Below are 16,539 nucleotides of genomic sequence, written 5' to 3'. Positions count from 1 at the left end.
CTCCTTCCTAGGTCCCGGTATTGGTGGTCTGCGGTTGAATAATTGTCCCATTGATACCATCCACATATTCTGTTTCAATTTCATCATCACTGTGTCTGATATAGATGGTCCAAATGGGTTTGTACATATGAAGCTGGTCTAAGGCTAAGCTGGTCCGGTAGCCAATCTTAACCTTAACTACCGTTGCCTTATTGGGAATCTCATCATTGAGGTAGAGGTTCTCAATCGCTTGCTTCTCAGAAATTAAGGGGCGGTCTTCGCCCTGGACTTGGGTCTCCCCAGCATAGCTCTGCTCATAGGCGTCGACTTCCTGCTTGTCATTAAGGTGGAAGATTAAGTCCCCAGTCCCATCAATAATACCGTGGCCGTCATAGGCTTCTTGGTAGTAGGTAATGGTCGACTTGCGGGGATTATAATAGGCGAACTGGTAATCCTTACCATTTAAAAGCTGCGAGCTGTCTTTAAAGTCATTGACTTCTTTAAAATCACTGACAGACCAGGCATCTTCTGCCGTTCCTTTTTGGAGACTAGCGACCGGAATAGGCCGGTCTAATTTACTAAAGAGCCGGCCCTTGGAGTCCACCGTCACTTCCTGGTCCGTTAACTTCTCAGCCTCTTCCTGCCAGGCTTCTAAGTCTAATTGACCAGCAACGAAAGGCAATTCCCCCGTCTCATCTGACACCGAGGTTTCTGTTAGCTCTTCCAGATTCATTTCCTTCTGCACGCTAGGGGCTGTGGACCGGTTATAGTCATTGAGAAAGTAAACGGAATTCTTTCCCACAAAGATATTCAATAAGAAAAGATCTAAAATTAAGAAAGTCACAATGAGTATGTACTGTATACGTCTAAAATCCATGACTTTCCTCCTAATCTTCTTGTTCTTGATCAAGCGAAATATCTTCAGATTCTTCGCCAGTTTCGCGGTCCTTGTGATCGGTGAGTCCCTGCATATTGATATTTTCTTTAGTGTCTAGGTGGATGGTCTGGAGGTCCTTGTACTTGGACATATCCACCAAGTTATCCAACATATGCCAGCGTCCCTTCAGCTTGACATGCCAACTAGGCACTAATTCCACCAGGGCATTGGACTTATCGCTTCTCACCCAACGGTAGCCGAGTTGGATCATATCAATCTCCTGGGTCGAATAGTTATTCTCTGCCAGTATTCTAACGACATCCTTGCCGCTCATTAGCCGGACGGGTGCCGACAAGGGCGTCACAGGCGTTTGAATAGTCAAAGCTGACAGGTTCAGCCCTAGTAAGCCCTGGTCAGAGATCTTTAGCTTGATCTTCGACACATTGTGGGGCCCGAAGACAGGGAGGCCCGCAATAAATTTACGGAAGACGATCTGCTGGTTTTGCCCACTAAAGTCCGTAAACTTCCAAGAATCATAAGCAGGTTGGAAGTCTTTTAACAAGTTAAAGCTCTCTTGGATGGCTTCATCCTGCTGGAGGGCTTCCCCATCGCTACCGTCACTCGCATAGACCAATTCCAAGGTATTATTGTCCAAAAGCAGGCTCTTACCATCGGAAAAATAGCGAGAATAGTTAGCATCACTATAATCATGAATATTCTCCGGTGAAGGAAAGAGCTTGTTCAAGTAGAAATTAATCGGTTGCCGCTCAACCATATAAGTCAGGATATCCAATTCTTGAGCTTCCTTACTTAAATAGATGCGCCCTTCTCGGCACTCAAAGGGTTGGACGGCATAAAAAGTCGACTTATCCTGGTTGAGCTGGTCTTGGATGGTTTGGATGGGGCCTTCTTCTTGGGCCTCCACGGTAAAAGCCTTGTCGTTTTTTTCACTCAATAAATAAATTTTGGGATCGTCGACTGTCATAATAATCCGGTCAAAGACATAATCGCGGTGGGATTTATCGAGTTCAGGCGCCCCTTTAAGCAAGAAGGCCATGGGGATTTCATCCGAGAATTCAAATTCCACAAAATCTTTCTTATCGATGGCTTGGCGGAGGTCTTCCGACTCCTCTTCTTTAATCTTCCCGGCATCAATGGTCTTCGACAAGTCAAAGAGAGGCTGGGTCAGCTGCTTAATCAGGTCGGGATTGAAAGATTTCACATAACCTTCTTCCTTAGTGTGACGCACCACGGACTTAGGCGAGAAGACAACCTGTAAGGGAGCTGAACTAGGCTGGGTCACATTGAGTGTCCCAGTAGCCACTTGCTGTTGGTCTTGGTCTTTATTTTGTCCAAAGCCTGGGAAGGCATTGAAGACCCGAAAAGTCGGACTAAAGATAGCAAAAGTTGCTAAGAGGCTAAAGGCAACGAGTAAGATCAAAATGATATTAACAAAACGTCCCCAATGTTTTCTCATTCGCCCCACTCATCCTCTCCATAGAATTCAACATAAGGGAGACTGACAAAGAGGGTCGACCCCTTATTCTCAATACTGTTGACCCAAATGCGGCCATGGTGCATCTCAATCACTTCCTTGGCGATGGCTAAGCCCAGACCAGTCCCACCTTGGGCCCTGGACCTGGCCTTATCTACCCGGTAGAAGCGGTCAAAAAGATGAGGAATGCTCTTCTGTGGCACGCCCAATCCTTGGTCCTGGACACTGAGGGTGACTTCATTGTGGGTCGACATCAGCCGAACCGTAATCGTTCCGCCATCCGGTGAATACTTAATGGCATTATTAATAATATTATCAATGACCTGGGTCATTCGGTCCTGGTCAATCTCGACAAAGTAATCATCCCCTGCCAATTCACGGACAATGGTAAAGGAACGGTCAGTCCCAAATTGCCCAGACTGCATCATCATATCGAAACGGTCGAGGACATGGGAGACCAGGGCCGTAAAGGAAACCAGTTCAAAGTTCAATTGCTCCTTACCCGAATCCATATTAGATAGGTGGAGGAGGTCGCCAATCATCCGGATCATCCGGTCGGTTTCGTTTTGGATAACGCCCAGAAATTCTACCGCCAGGTCTTGGTCAGCTATCGCCCCATCTGCCAATGCTTCACTATAAGACCGCACACTGGTCAATGGTGTCCTCAATTCATGGGAAACATTGGAAACAAATTGCCGGCGGTCGCGCTCAATCTTTTCCCGTTCGGTAACATCTGTCAAAACCCAGACTAGGCCAGAGATAAAGCCACTGTCCCGCTGGATGATCGAATACTCACCCTTGATCACCGATTCTTGGTCAGGGGTGGACATGTCGATTAGAATCTCGTCATTACTATCAAAGAGCTCACGGAAAGTATAGCGGTCCTGTAATTTGAGGACTTCCATAATGGAGTGACCCATCACTTCCTCTTCTGAGGCTGAGATAAAGTCCAGGGCCTTACGGTTGGTGAGGATAATCCGCCCCCGCCGGTCCGTTGCCATTACCCCATCGGTCATGTGCTTGAGCACCGAATCCAGACGCTGACGCTCCGACTCAGTGGACTCTTGAGCTTCCTTGACGCGAACAGACAGGTAGTTGATAGATTCCGCCAGGTTACCGATTTCATCGTCACTGTAAACCTGAACTTGTCCATTGAAGTCCCCATCCGCAATTTTCTCGGCTTGGTCCTTCATGGCCTTGAGCGGGCGGGTAATCCCGGTTGAAATCAAGAAGGCCAAGACGATAGTAAATAAGAGGGAAACAGCCGATGAGGTCAAATAGATGATAATAATGTTTTGAATCTGCCGGTAAACGCTCTCAATATTGACCCGCAGATTTAATACGCCGACCAATTGTCCCGAAGAATCCGAAGATAGGATAGGCGCCACATACTGTTTGACCCGGATATTCTGCTCGGCATCATAAATTTCACGCGAAGAAGCGGTATTATTGTAGAGGGTCTGGTCGATATCCTCCCTGGTCACCCGTTGACCCAAGTGTGCCTGGCTGTTGGGGCTGGAGCTCGCCACCAAAAAGCCATTGCGGTCCAAAATCTGAGACTCCAAGATATTATTAGAATTGAAGCGGTGAAAGATCGTATTTAGACGGTCCGCCTTCTCCTGGTTATCCAAGTTGTCATCATCCAATATGGGCCGGGCACTTTCCTCCAAGAAGCTCATCTGCACACTAACCTGCTCATCAAAAGAAGCTAGCATTTCAGATTCGAGCTGCTTGATAAAATAAGCCCCAATAATTTGGAGCGAGAGGAGCACCACAAGGATAAAGATCATCGGAATCTTAAAGAGGACCGATTTATAAAATGGGATGCCTTTCTTCGCCATGGCTTACTCCTGGTTGAGGTCTTGGATGAAGTAACCGACGCCCCGTCTAGTCATCAAAATTTCAGGATGGGAAGGTGACGTTTCAATTTTTTCCCGGAGTCGGCGGACTGTCACATCCACGGTGCGCACATCCCCGAAATAGTCATAGCCCCAAACAGTTTGCAGGAGGTGCTCCCGGGTCATCACTTGACCAATATGGCGGGCTAAGTAGTGGAGAAGTTCGAATTCACGGTGGGTCAACTCAATATCTTCCCCATTCTTAGACACCATATAGGCCTCTTCGTGGATGACCAAGTCACCTACTTCAATATTGTGGGTCTTTTCCTCCTTAGCTTCCGGTTCAGCTGCAATAGCTGAACGACGTAGGTTAGCCTTGACACGGGCAGAAAGCTCCCGGTTGGAGAAGGGTTTGGTCACATAGTCATCCGCCCCCATCTCAAGCCCTAGCACCTTGTCAATTTCATCGCTCTTGGCCGTCAGCATAATGATAGGGACTTGGCTCTCCTTGCGAATTTCCCGGCAAACCTCAATCCCATCTTTCTTAGGCAGCATGAGGTCTAATAAGATCAAGTCTGGTTCATATTCTTCAAAGTAATCCAAAGCCATCTCACCATCTGAGGCGACATAGGTCTCATAGCCTTCTTTTTCTAAATTATATTTGATGATATCAGATATGGCTTTTTCATCATCAACGATTAACACCTTTTTCATGTTTGCACTCCTTTAATTCATGAATTAACAGACGATTCAAGCGCTTTTTTCATTAATCTATTATACCTTGAGCCCAGCTAAAGTTCAATTCTTCACCCGGAGCCAAGGACTCTCCTCCCATGATAGCACAAAAAAGTCCATCGGTTTGCTTGGCAGATCACCAGCCGATGGACTATATATAGAAAAAAAGTCGAGCGGGGTAGGTCTCGACTTTTTTGATTCAAATCTTATTGATAAGCTTGCATGCTTACTGCGAAGTTTGGTGCAAAGTATTGAACGTTAGATTCTGTTACAGTTTGGCCTGGAGCAGGTGCGTGGATGTAGCCCCCTTGGCTGTCAGTAGCAAGCGCTACGTGGTAACTAGAACCATGGTTCCCCCAGAAGTAAAGGTCGCCAGCTTGAGCTTGGCTAACAGCGATAGTTGGACCAGCTGATTCTTGAGGAACTGTCCAGCCACCGATGTCTTGGCCAGTTGCTTCACGGTAAACATAGTTAGTGAACCCTGAGCAGTCAAAGCCGTTAGGTGTCTTACCGCCCCATACATAAGGAACACCAGTGTATTGACGAGCAGTTGCTACGACATTTTGGTTTCCTTGCTTATTTTGTTGGGCTTGTTGTTGCTGTTGTTGTTGAGCTTGAGCAGCTTCCTGTTGACGTTGAGCTTCAGCTTGTTGAGCCTCTTGTTGACGTTGAGCTTCGGCTGCTTGAGCTTCTTGTTGACGCTGAGCTTCGGCTGCTTGAGCTTCTTGTTGACGCTGAGCTTCAGCTGCTTGAGCTTCTTGTTGGCGTTGAGCTTCGGCTGCTTGGGCTTCTTCTTGGGCCTTGGCTTCAGCTGCTTGAGCTTCAGTTTGAGCCTGTTCTTGGTTATGGCTTGCTGGTTGGGCAACTACTTCTTCTTGAGCTACTTGATTAGCAGGTTGAGCCACAACTTCTTCTTTAGCAGGTTGAGCGATCACAATTTCTTCAGCGTCTTCTGGAGCAGTTTGGTAAGCAGCTGCTGGAGCTTCTTCTGCTGGAGCTTCTTCTACTTCAGGATAAAGTACAAGAACTTGGCCAGCGTAAATAAAGTCGCTAGATAAACCATTCAAGGCACGCAAGCTTTCAACGCTAGTTCCTGCAGCTTGAGCAATTGCTGGAAGGGTATCCCCTGCCTTAACAGTATAGGTATTGCCGTTAATGGTAATCACATGAGCTTCTTTTTCAACAACAGGAGCTTCTGTAGCTACTGTGTCAGCAAGTACTTTACCATTTTCTGCTTGATCAGCTTGGGTATTTTGAGCCGCTTCAACTTGACCCTTAACCTTTAATTGCTGACCAACTAAGATGAGGTCCCCGCTGATTTGGTTTAATTGACGGAGAGCGTCAGCCGTTGTATTGAACTTAGCTGCGATTTGGTTTAAAGTGTCACCAGCTTGAACGTGGTAAACAGCATCTGCAGCTTGACTAGCAGCTTGGCTAGCTTGAGTGTCGATTTTAACCGTTTCAGTTGGGATATTGAATTGTTGGCCCACTAAGATATGGTTAACATCTTTAATATTGTTTTCTTTAGCAATAGCGTCAACGCTTGTTCCGAAGCTATTTGCAATAGCTGACAAGGTGTCGCCGGCATTTACTTTATATAATTCATCAGCAGACGCGGTCTGTGCGAAAGCTAGTAAAGCTGTGGTCGTTGCTAATGAAGTTCCTACCATAGTTTTCAATTTAGTCATTTAAATTTTACCCCCTGAGTTTTACTCAAAATTTAATTCTCTATTATTATAACCATCTTTTCCCCAAATTGGGATAACAGTTAGATTACAAATTATTTCACTTTGTTGCAAAAAAAGTCTTGACGGCTTTTAAATAATATGCGGATAAAGCTGATGACAGCCTCTTTTCCCTGCTCTAAGCTTTTAAAGGTCTTTATTAATTTTTACAAATTCTTACTAAACGCTTTGAAATTCAAAGAAAATTCACTCTTTTGTAACATAACTGTAAACTTAACCTCTAATTTTTTGCTTGTCTATGACTTAGCCCCGGGCTAGCCAGAAGATGGTCGCGAGAACGAGGATAATGAAAACTGCTAGGAAGAATTTAGGATATCGTTTCTGCATGGCGCATCCTTTCTATAAGTCGACTTCAAGATAAATTGGCGTGTGGTCCTGACGGTCACCAGAATGAATCATTTCCGATTTTTGGACCTGGTCTTTGAGGCGGTCGCTGGTCAAGAAGTAATCGATCCTCCAACCAGAATTATTGATTTTACTGGTTTTGACACGTGGGGCCCACCAAGAGTAGACCCCTTCCACATCGCCATGGAGGTAGCGGAAGGTATCCGTAAAGCCGCGGTCTAACAAGCGCGTAAAGCCTTGGCGTTCTTCATCTGTAAAACCAGCTGAACGTCGGTTGTTCTCAGGATGGGCCAGGTCAATTTCCTGGTGGGCGACATTATAATCTCCCGTCGCAATCACCGGCTTGTCTTCATCCAAACTAGCTAGGTAGTCGGCATATTTTTGGTCCCAAACTTGACGGTCCGCTAGACGTTTAAGGCCATTCCCTGCATTTGGGGTATAGACTTGGTTGAAATAAAAGTCTTCAAATTCTAGGGTAATCAGCCGGCCTTCCTGGTCCATGGTATCCGGTGCTTGGATTTCGGGATAGCTAATAATAGGATCTAAAGCTTCCTTAAAGAGGACCATATTGCCAGCATAGGACTTGCGGGCAGGTTCAACCGATGAAACCCAGGCATAGCGATAACCGGGGAACCAGTCAGCCAAGGCTTCCTGGTGCTTCTTGGTCGGCCCCTTGCTCGATAGCTTGGTCTCCTGGATGGCAATAACATCTGCCTCATAAGTCTGGATAGTCGCTAAGACATCCCGGGACATTTGAGCGCGGTTCGAATCACTCGTAAGTGCTGCATTCAGCGAATCAATATTCCAAGAAATAAATTTCATCATTTAAAATAACTCCTTCGTGTAATCGTGCATCCAGTTTAACATAAAATTCTCCACCCCTTCTAATTAAAGCTCGAACAGAACTATGTTAAACTATTTACAAAGGAGGGCGTTTGATATGCGACTCTGGCACCAGGACCTGATTCCAGCCTTACCCCGCCAACAGCTCCTAGGCCAGCACCGAGAGTGTGCTGCACTGCGTGGAGGCGGCTGGGGGAAGAAACACGCAACGGTCGACTATGTTTTTAACTATTCCCCCTACCGGCTCTATGCCTACCACCAGCTCGTTATCGGTGAAATGAAGGCTCGGGGCTACCATCCTGACCCAGCTTGGGAAGATAAGAATTATCGGGGCAAGAAGTGTGCGCCCTACTCTAATTTAGAAGCAGTTCCTATCAGCCAGCCCATCTTTCCCGAACACGATGCGGCTTATATGGACGAGTGCCTAGCTAACCTCAGAAATAAGGGGATCAAACTTTAAGTTAGCCTTTGACACATCAAGCAGCTCATTTATTTGGAAGAATACCATACAAAGCCCCTGCTTTTAACAGCAAGTGTTGAGCAGGGGCTTTGTATGGTATTAGTCTGTTTCAGTCTCTGGTACTCAATCTTAGTCTTGAGGAGCCGCATCTTCACCAAATTCTTCTTGACCAATTTCAGTCACTTCATCATATAGTTCCTTATTATCCACACGCGATTCATCGTAAAGGTCGCGCATCTGGGCAGCGTCCTCCCGGTCAAAGTCATAGTCCTCCGATAAGCGCCGCTCCTCATGTTCCAGTAAACGTTCGCGAATGCCGCTCTCTTTATGAATGTGGCGGTAACGTAGGCCCCATTGGATGATTAATAGGGCAATCACGAAGAAGCCACAATAGCCAATAAAGGGGAAGAGATAGGCCACTAAGGTTTCAAAACCAATAAAAGAAAGGACAAAACCAACCGCTACTAAAAAAATCATATTGCGGCTGAATTTTTCTGGTTGGGCTCTCGACACCCGCTTGGCTAGGGCATAGTAGGTTCCGATGGCTGTATTGTAAATCATACCAAAGATAATCAGCGCCATGACCAAGCCCAGCGTTGGATTAATAGCGTTGAAGAGGGCTAAGAGGGGCATGGATGACCCTGCCACCTGGTCGATATTCAAGCTAATGGAGAAGAAGGAAGCGAAGAGGAGGGCACCAACCAAGAGGCCTCCGAAGAGCCCGCCAAAACCTGCCTGCTTGGGACTGTACTGTTCCCCACCAATCACAACTGCCATGGACAAGGCTAGCATCAAGGCCAGGCAGGAATAATTCAGAGTCGAAATCAACCAATTCGGCAGAGTCGTCGGTTGACTAGCTGATAGTGCCATCGCCTCCTCAAAGGTCAGAGGCTGTTGGATCAGGGTATGGATAAGGATCCCAATCAGAAAAACAATGACAAAAGGCGTAATGGCACCAATCAAAGTCGTCACTCGGTCCACATCCATATAGGCAGTGACTATAACCAGGCCCGACAAGATCAAGGCCCCCACCCAGATGGGCAAGCCGAACTGCTGGTTGAGATTAGTCCCCGCTCCCGCAATCATAATAAAGCCCGTACAGAAGAGATTCATATTAATGATAAAATCAATAATTTTTGACACCAGGGGCGAAGAAATATGGTTGAAAAGTTCGCTGTGCTCCTGGGCCTTGTAGTAAGAGCCAAACTGAAGGAGGACGATCCCCCCAATAACAAAGAGGCATGCCGACAGGGCCACACCCCAAATTCCCTCTTTGCCAAAACTAACAAAGTACTGCAGCATCTCCTTACCACTCGCAAATCCTGCCCCAATGATAACACCCAAGTAGGCTAGGCCGATGTGGAACATATTTTTTATTTTAGCATCCATAGTAAGCCCTTTCCCTTCATTAACATTAACGTTTTCTTTACTTTAATTATAATGGCAATTTATTTTAATACCAGTAATAAGGGCAGGACTCTCTTTGGAAAAAGTGTTTGACCTATTATTTAGACGGACCCACTAGCAAGCCAGCTATCGCTTAATAAACAGGACATCCGATTTTAAAATGAGGCAAGAAAAAAACTCCCCTGTCCAAGACAAGGGAGCTATTTGAATCAGTCTTAACGCTTATCTAATTCTTCTTTAAGCAATTGGTTGACAACTTGTGGGTTGGCTTGACCGCGCGTTTCCTTCATAATCTGACCAACTAAGAAGCCCATTGCTTTCTTCTTACCAGCTTGGTAGTCTTCCAAGGATTGAGGGTTGGCATCAATGACGTCGTTAATCATTGGCACTAATTGTTCAGGATCAGAGATTTGAACCAGTCCTGCTGATTCAACATAGGCCTTAGCAGACCCGCCCTCTTCAGCGAGGTGTTTGAAGACTTTCTTCCCGATCTTGCTAGAAATCGTCCCGTCTTGGATAAGTTGGATCATTTCCGCTAAGTTATCAGCTGTTAAGCCGATTTCGTCAAGGCTCTTGGCATTATCGTTTAGGTAGGCAGAGACTTCGCCCATCAACCAGTTCGACGCTTGCTTCGGATCGGCGCCCGCAGCTAGCGTGGCGTCGAAGAACTCAGACATTTCACGGGTCAAGGTTAAGACCTTGGCGTCGTATTCTGGCAGACCGAATTCTTCAATGTAACGTTTACGGCGTTGGTCTGGCATCTCAGGCATGTCAGCCTTGATTTGGTCTAATTCTTCCTGGCTCACTGTAAATGGAGGCAGATCAGGTTCTGGGAAGTAACGGTAGTCCGCTTCTCCTTCCTTAACCCGCATCAAGACTGTCTTGTTATTGGCATCGTCCCAACGTAGGGTAGATTGTAAGATTTGGTCACCGCTGTTAAGAACCTGAGCTTGGCGTTTCTCTTCATAAGCCAGGCCGCGACGCACATTGTTAAAGGAGTTCAAGTTCTTAATTTCGGTCTTAGTTCCGAAAGCTTCTTGCCCATAAGGACGGAGGGAAATATTCGCATCGCAACGCATCGAGCCTTCTTCCATCTTCACATCGGAAACATTGATAAACATCATGATTTCACGAATCTTTTCAAGATAGGCATAGGCTTCTTCAGGCGAGCGCATATCTGCTTCAGAAACAATTTCAACAAGGGGTGTCCCTTGGCGGTTTAAGTCAACCAGAGAGCCTTGGCCAGAGTGGATACTCTTCCCGGCATCTTCTTCCAAGTGGATTCGTTCAATCCCGATCCGCTTGGTCTCTCCATTGACTTCAATATCGACATAACCATGTTCACCCAGTGGCTTATCTAATTGAGAAATTTGATAAGCTTTAGGGTTATCTGGGTAGAAGTAGTTCTTCCGGTCAAAGTATTGACGTGGGTTCACTTGGCAGTTTAAGGCCGTCGCAGCTCTTAAGCCATAATGAACAGCCTTTTTATTAGTGAAAGGCAGAACGCCTGGATAGCCCCAGTCCACCACATTGGTATTCTCATTTGGGGCAGCTCCGAAACTGGTAGGAGCACTAGAAAAAACTTTAGACTTGGTCTTTAATTCGACATGGACTTCCAGACCAATGACTGTTTCATAATTCACGCTGTTTCCTCCTATTCTGGGTGTTTACTTTGGTAGTCAGTTGCTTGTTCGAAGGCATAAGCCGTCTTGTAGAGCGTGGATTCATCGAAGTAGTTACCAATTAATTGGAGCCCAATTGGCAAGCCATCTTCATCAAATCCGGCTGGAACCGACATGCCTGGCAGGCCAGCTAGGTTGACCGGCACGGTTAAGAGGTCAGCCATGTACATTTGTAGAGGATCATCGACGCGCTCACCCAATTTATAAGCGGGTGTCGTGGAGACAGGTCCTGCAATGACATCATATTTTTCAAAGACCGAAGCCAGCTCTTGACGGAGTAGGTAACGCACCTTACCTGCCTTGTTGAAGTAGGCATCGAAGTAACCGGAAGAAAGGGCAAAAGTTCCCAGCATAATACGCATCTTAACTTCTGGTCCGAAACCTTCAGACCGTGTGCGCACATAGAGATCTTCTAGGTCCTTAACGTTTTCTGCTCGGTAGCCGTAGCGGACACCGTCAAAACGTTGGAGGTTAGAAGAAGCTTCTGATGAAGCGAGGATATAGTAAGCAGGAATACCGTACTTCAAGTGAGGAATGCTGACTCCTTCAACAATAGCCCCTAATTCTTCTAATTTAGCAATGGCTTGACGGACATTTTCTTGTACCTTTTCATCGACGCCTTCAGCGAAGAATTCTTTTGGTACAGCGACTTTGAGCCCTTCAATGCCGTCATCGAGGTTTTGGCTATATTTAGGTACTGTCAAGTCAGCTGTCGTTGAGTCGTGGTCATCATGGCCAGCAATGGCTTCGAGAATAATGGCATTATCTTCCACCGTCCGGGTCATTGGCCCAATCTGGTCAAAGGAGCTCCCGAAGGCAATCAGCCCCCAACGAGAAACCAGGCCATAAGTTGGTTTTAGACCAACAATCCCTGTGAAAGCAGCCGGTTGGCGGATAGACCCCCCAGTATCAGAACCTAGGGCCGCAACGACTTCGCCCCCAGCGACAGCCGCAGCTGAACCACCGGAAGAACCACCAGGAACCCGGTCGGTATCCCATGGGTTGCGGGTTTGACCGAAATAAGAAGTTTCCGTAGACCCGCCCATAGCGAATTCGTCCATATTTAACTTACCGATAATAATAGCACCAGCAGCTTCTAAGCGGTCGCAGACCGTTGAATTATAGACTGGAACAAAATTTTCTAACATCCGGGAAGCCGCTGTTGTCCGCAAGTTTTCCGTCACAATGTTGTCCTTAATCCCCAAAGGAATCCCTTGTAGGGGACGGTCGGTGCTGTAGCCGGCTTCATCACTCGCCTTAGCAGCTTCGAGTGCCGCTTCTTCATTCAGAGTGATAAAAGCATTGTAAGTTTCATCTAAAGCTTTGATGCGAGCGATGGTCTCTTCAACCAGTTCAACAGCTGTAATGTCGCCATCGACTAATTGCTGGTTCAGGCCACGGATTGTTTCCTCAAATCTCTTACTCATTAGGCATTGTCCTCACTTTCATCGATAACTGTTGGTACACCAATAAAACCATCACGAGGGGTTTGCGCATTCTTCAAGAGCACGTCAGCGCCAGGGCCTGGTACGGGCTCATCTTCGCGCAAGACATTTTCCAGATCAATCCCCCAGGTCATAATCGGCGTATCTGTTGTATCCACTTCCTCTAACTGGTCTACCATGTGGATAATATTTTCGAATTTGTCGGTAATTTTATCAATTTCCTCATCCGTAAAGGATAATTTTGCTAATTTTGCAACATGCTGAATTAAATCTTTGTTTACTTCCATGTTGTCGCCTCCTTAGTCGCTTACTTTATAACATTACATTTAGGTCAAAATTTGACTGAGCTGGTTGAGCAAAAGATGGTGGTTCAAGGCCACATCTTAACTGGAAAAGCTCCAGCAAAGACTGTCATCCTTCTTATTTTATCATAATCAGAAAAGGGTCACAACGGCAAGGATCCTACAAGTCTTTAGGAGATCATTTCATAAGTGAAGTTATTCTCGCCCGCTTGCCTTTCCATAATAGCACGTATGCCACTCGGTCCTTCCACGCGGATAGTAATACTTCCTCGATTGTTCCTAAAGATTGTATTGGCCGTGTTCATGGTATGTTGGACCAGGGCAACGAGCTCTGAATAGCCATCGAACTGGGTATTGATTTCAATATCAATCTGGCTCAAGCGGCCTTCTTCATATGTTCCTACCCCAGATATGCCACTCAGGCGAGGGAAGAAATCTTCAACTTCGGAAGTGAAACGCGCAAAGGCTACATTATCCTCCTCAGCTGCCGCATCGTCAACGCCGAAGACCAGGTGCTGGGTGTCATAGTTCTCCCAGTCCGAGAAGGCCGTCCCAGCTACCGAAACCACTTCTGAAGCATAAGATCCACCAGCTAAACTATCGGTAGGGCCATTGTAGAAGAGGGCCACTTGAATAGGAAGTTTGGCATATTTTTTATCCTTGCGAATCCGTGCCACCACTTCTTCTGCAATCTGCTTGCCATGTTCCAAGGCTTGGTCCTTGTCGATACTTATTTTTTCCTGGCTTTCTCCATTGCTGAAGGTATCTTCTGAATTGAGAGCCAAACCGATAGTGACTCCTTCCAGCTGGTAGTTATCCTCAGCATCTTTTTTCATGAAATTATATTCTAGAATACTGTTGAGATACTTAGGCTGGTAATCTTCTCGCTTATCCGAGGCACTGCCTTCGGGGTTGAGCCCCTCCGGATTGTCTTTAGTCTTAGCCCCTAGCCACTGGTTGGCCATTTCTCGTGTAATCAATTGACCTTCTTGGAAGTAATATTCTTCCGTCGAGAATTGCCCCTCTGCGATCCGGTAGAGGCCCTCTTCAAAGTTGCGTAGGTTGGCTTCTGAACTTGGCCGGGCCATCAAGCCCCGACTCTCGCTCATCTTATAATGGCCGTCTTCAATCGCAGCTGGGTAATGGTTAATGGAAAGAGCCGGGGCATCTTGTTCTTCAGCTTGCGAGGCTTGCCCACTGCTCTCCTGGGCCTGACCTTCCTCGGCCTGGTCTGGACCCTGGCAGCCCGCAAGAGCCAGGGCCAGACAGACGAGCAAGCCCAATTTATGGTGTAATCGTTTCATGACTCATTTTTCCCCTTATTATAAAAACTAGTTTCTCTTATTTTAGCATAATTCTCTGGCCAGGTCTTTAATCGAGACGGTCAACCATATCAGCTTCTGTAAAAATCGTCACATCCAAATCCTGAGCCTTAGTCAGCTTACTCCCTGCATCAGCGCCAGCAACGAGAATATCCGTATTCTTAGAAACAGACCCGGTTACCTTACCACCCAAGGCTTCGATGGCTGCCTTAGCTTCCTGGCGCGTATACTGGTCAAGCTTGCCGGTCAGCACCACTGTCTTACCTTGCCAGAAGGAATCCTGGTCGGCGACGCTTTCCGGGCTAGCACCTAAATAAGTCATATTGAGTCCACTTGCACGCAAGCGGTCAATCAAGGCTAGAACCTCATCATTTGCGAAGAATTCTTCAAGTGAGTCAGCGATAATTTCACCGATCCCATCAATGCTTAGGTAGGAGGCCTTGTCAGCTGCAATCAGTTCTTCCATACTAGGAAGATGAGCGGCCAGGTCTTTAGCGGCCTTGGCTCCGACATGGCGGATACCGAGGGCAAAGAGCAAGCGTTCCAGAGAATTCGCCTTGGAAGCCTCAATGGCCGTCAAGATATTATCAGCAGATTTATCGCCTACCTTATCGAGATCGAGTAAACTTTCCTTATCTAATTGGTAGAGGTCTGAAGGGTCGCCGACTAGGTCACGGTCATAAAGCTGTTCTAGTAAACGGGGGCCTACCCCACTGATATCCATGGCATTGCGGGATACAAAATGGTAGAGCTTCTCCTTGGCCTGGGCCGGACAAGCTAGATTCACACAGCGCAGGGCAACCTCATCCTCTAAATGGATCAAATCACTGCCGCAAACGGGGCAAGTTTCGGGAATTGCATAGGGCTGACTATCAGCTGGCCGTTCGTCTTCTAAGACACGGACCACTTCGGGGATGATATCCCCTGCCTTATGGATAATGATTTGGTCGCCCAAACGCAAGTCCTTGTCCTGGATCAAGTCGGCATTGTGGAGGCTGGCCCGCTGCACCGTTGAACCAGCTAAGAGAACAGGCGTCATCACCGCTGTTGGAGTGACGACCCCAGTCCGCCCTACCGTCCACTCAATATCCTTTAATTCGGTCTGAGCTTGTTCGGCTGGGAACTTGTAAGCAATGGCCCAGCGCGGTGCCTTGACGGTATAACCTAGAGCTTCCTGGTCTTCAAAACGATCCACCTTAATCACAATACCATCGATTTCATAGGCGAGTTCATGACGCTTCTCCTGGACCTCATCCACATAAGCCCAAACTTCTTCAGCTGTCTGACAGATCCGGTAATTAGGGTTAACCCGCAAACCCAGCTCGGGCAAACGGGCCAGGAGTTCAGACTGGCTAGAGACACCCAATGACTCATCAAAGACGCCGCTGTAAAGAAAGACATTCAGCTTTCTTTGGGCCGTGACCTTAGGATCGAGTTGGCGGACCGAACCAGCTGCCGAGTTACGGGGATTGGCAAAGGTGGCTTGTCCTGCCTCTTCACGCTGTTCATTCAACTGTTTGAAAGAAGCCTTGGGCATATAGATCTCCCCGCGCACTTCCAGGTCTTGGGCCTCCCGCAAGCGCATCGGCACGGCCGAGATCGTCTTCACATTCGCCGTAATATCTTCGCCTACCGTGCCATCGCCCCGGGTAGCCGCCCCTTGGTAGGCCCCCTCTTGGTAGCGAATCGAAACCGACAGACCATCAATCTTCATTTCACAAACAAAGCGGGGCATAAAGCCTAAACCCCGTTCCACAGAAGCCATGAAGTCTTCTAATTCCTGACGGTCGAAGACATCCCCCAAAGATAACATCGGCGTGGGGTGCTGGACCTTCTCAAAACGATTATCTAACTTATCCCCAACGCGTTGGGTCGGTGAATCAGCCTGAATATAATCTGGATAGCGGGCCTCCAAGTCCTCTAAACGTCGATAGGCTTGGTCGTAGTCCGCATCAGTCACGCTCGGTTGGTCTAAGACATAGTACTCATAGGCATAGTGGTTCAATTGCTCGGTCAATTTTCGAATTTCTTCTTTAGCATCCACTGGCTTTTGACCCCTCCTTC

Annotated in this window: 13 protein-coding genes; 1 reads left to right on the top strand and 12 read right to left on the bottom strand. The window is 47.1% G+C overall.

Annotation, left to right across the window (positions count from 1 at the left end; all coding sequences use genetic code 11):
- Positions 1-7 precede the first annotated feature (7 nt).
- The 6 genes from AWM72_RS05985 to AWM72_RS05960 all read right to left on the bottom strand — a co-directional run bounded on the left by AWM72_RS05985 (position 8) and on the right by AWM72_RS05960 (position 7,836).
- A complete protein-coding gene (locus AWM72_RS05985) occupies positions 8-856 on the bottom strand; it encodes a two-component system regulatory protein YycI (protein ID WP_067974801.1) in 849 nt (282 codons plus the stop codon).
- Between the two features lie 10 nt (positions 857-866).
- Positions 867-2,333 (bottom strand): YycH family regulatory protein, encoded by a 1,467-nt coding sequence (locus AWM72_RS05980; RefSeq protein ID WP_067974797.1) that lies wholly within the window; start codon positions 2,331-2,333, stop codon positions 867-869.
- On the bottom strand, positions 2,330-4,192 hold the full coding sequence (gene walK, locus AWM72_RS05975) for a cell wall metabolism sensor histidine kinase WalK (RefSeq protein WP_067974794.1): 1,863 nt from the start codon (positions 4,190-4,192) through the stop codon (positions 2,330-2,332). The genes AWM72_RS05980 and walK overlap by 4 nt, the downstream gene beginning before the upstream one ends.
- Before the next feature lie 3 nt (positions 4,193-4,195).
- Complete coding sequence (gene yycF / locus AWM72_RS05970; RefSeq protein WP_067974791.1) at positions 4,196-4,903, bottom strand: response regulator YycF; 708 nt, start codon at positions 4,901-4,903, stop codon at positions 4,196-4,198.
- 227 nt (positions 4,904-5,130) lie between these two features.
- A complete protein-coding gene (locus tag AWM72_RS05965) occupies positions 5,131-6,612 on the bottom strand; it encodes a C40 family peptidase (protein ID WP_067974789.1) in 1,482 nt (493 codons plus the stop codon).
- Positions 6,613-7,008: 396 nt separating this feature from the next.
- The gene (locus tag AWM72_RS05960; RefSeq protein ID WP_067976588.1) at positions 7,009-7,836 is read right to left on the bottom strand and encodes an exodeoxyribonuclease III; all 828 of its coding nucleotides are present in this window, start codon (positions 7,834-7,836) and stop codon (positions 7,009-7,011) included.
- 118 nt (positions 7,837-7,954) lie between these two features.
- Here AWM72_RS05960 and AWM72_RS05955 point away from each other — a divergent pair, with 118 nt between their 5' ends.
- Positions 7,955-8,317, top strand: a complete 363-nt coding sequence (locus AWM72_RS05955; RefSeq protein ID WP_067974786.1) for a TIGR02328 family protein — start codon at positions 7,955-7,957, stop codon at positions 8,315-8,317.
- Positions 8,318-8,446: 129 nt separating this feature from the next.
- Here the strand turns inward: AWM72_RS05955 and AWM72_RS05950 are convergent, their stop codons facing one another.
- From AWM72_RS05950 to ligA, 6 genes are all read right to left on the bottom strand, one after another.
- Positions 8,447-9,706, bottom strand: a complete 1,260-nt coding sequence (locus AWM72_RS05950; protein ID WP_083272434.1) for a YkvI family membrane protein — start codon at positions 9,704-9,706, stop codon at positions 8,447-8,449.
- A 233-nt stretch (positions 9,707-9,939) separates the two neighbouring features.
- The gene (gatB, locus tag AWM72_RS05945) at positions 9,940-11,367 is read right to left on the bottom strand and encodes an Asp-tRNA(Asn)/Glu-tRNA(Gln) amidotransferase subunit GatB (RefSeq protein ID WP_067974780.1); all 1,428 of its coding nucleotides are present in this window, start codon (positions 11,365-11,367) and stop codon (positions 9,940-9,942) included.
- Between the two features lie 11 nt (positions 11,368-11,378).
- Positions 11,379-12,833, bottom strand: a complete 1,455-nt coding sequence (gene gatA, locus AWM72_RS05940) for an Asp-tRNA(Asn)/Glu-tRNA(Gln) amidotransferase subunit GatA (RefSeq protein ID WP_067974776.1) — start codon at positions 12,831-12,833, stop codon at positions 11,379-11,381.
- Positions 12,833-13,138 (bottom strand): Asp-tRNA(Asn)/Glu-tRNA(Gln) amidotransferase subunit GatC, encoded by a 306-nt coding sequence (gatC, locus tag AWM72_RS05935; protein WP_067974773.1) that lies wholly within the window; start codon positions 13,136-13,138, stop codon positions 12,833-12,835. Before gatC ends, gatA begins: the two co-directional genes overlap by 1 nt.
- Positions 13,139-13,323: 185 nt before the next feature.
- Positions 13,324-14,457, bottom strand: coding sequence for a CamS family sex pheromone protein (locus tag AWM72_RS05930; RefSeq protein WP_067974770.1), 1,134 nt, complete (start codon positions 14,455-14,457; stop codon positions 13,324-13,326).
- A 67-nt stretch (positions 14,458-14,524) separates the two neighbouring features.
- On the bottom strand, positions 14,525-16,519 hold the full coding sequence (gene ligA, locus AWM72_RS05925; RefSeq protein WP_067974766.1) for an NAD-dependent DNA ligase LigA: 1,995 nt from the start codon (positions 16,517-16,519) through the stop codon (positions 14,525-14,527).
- Positions 16,520-16,539 lie beyond the last annotated feature (20 nt).

Source organism: Aerococcus sanguinicola, assembly GCF_001543145.1.
GTDB lineage: Bacteria > Bacillota > Bacilli > Lactobacillales > Aerococcaceae > Aerococcus > Aerococcus sanguinicola.
This window is presented reverse-complemented; position numbering and strand designations above follow the sequence as displayed.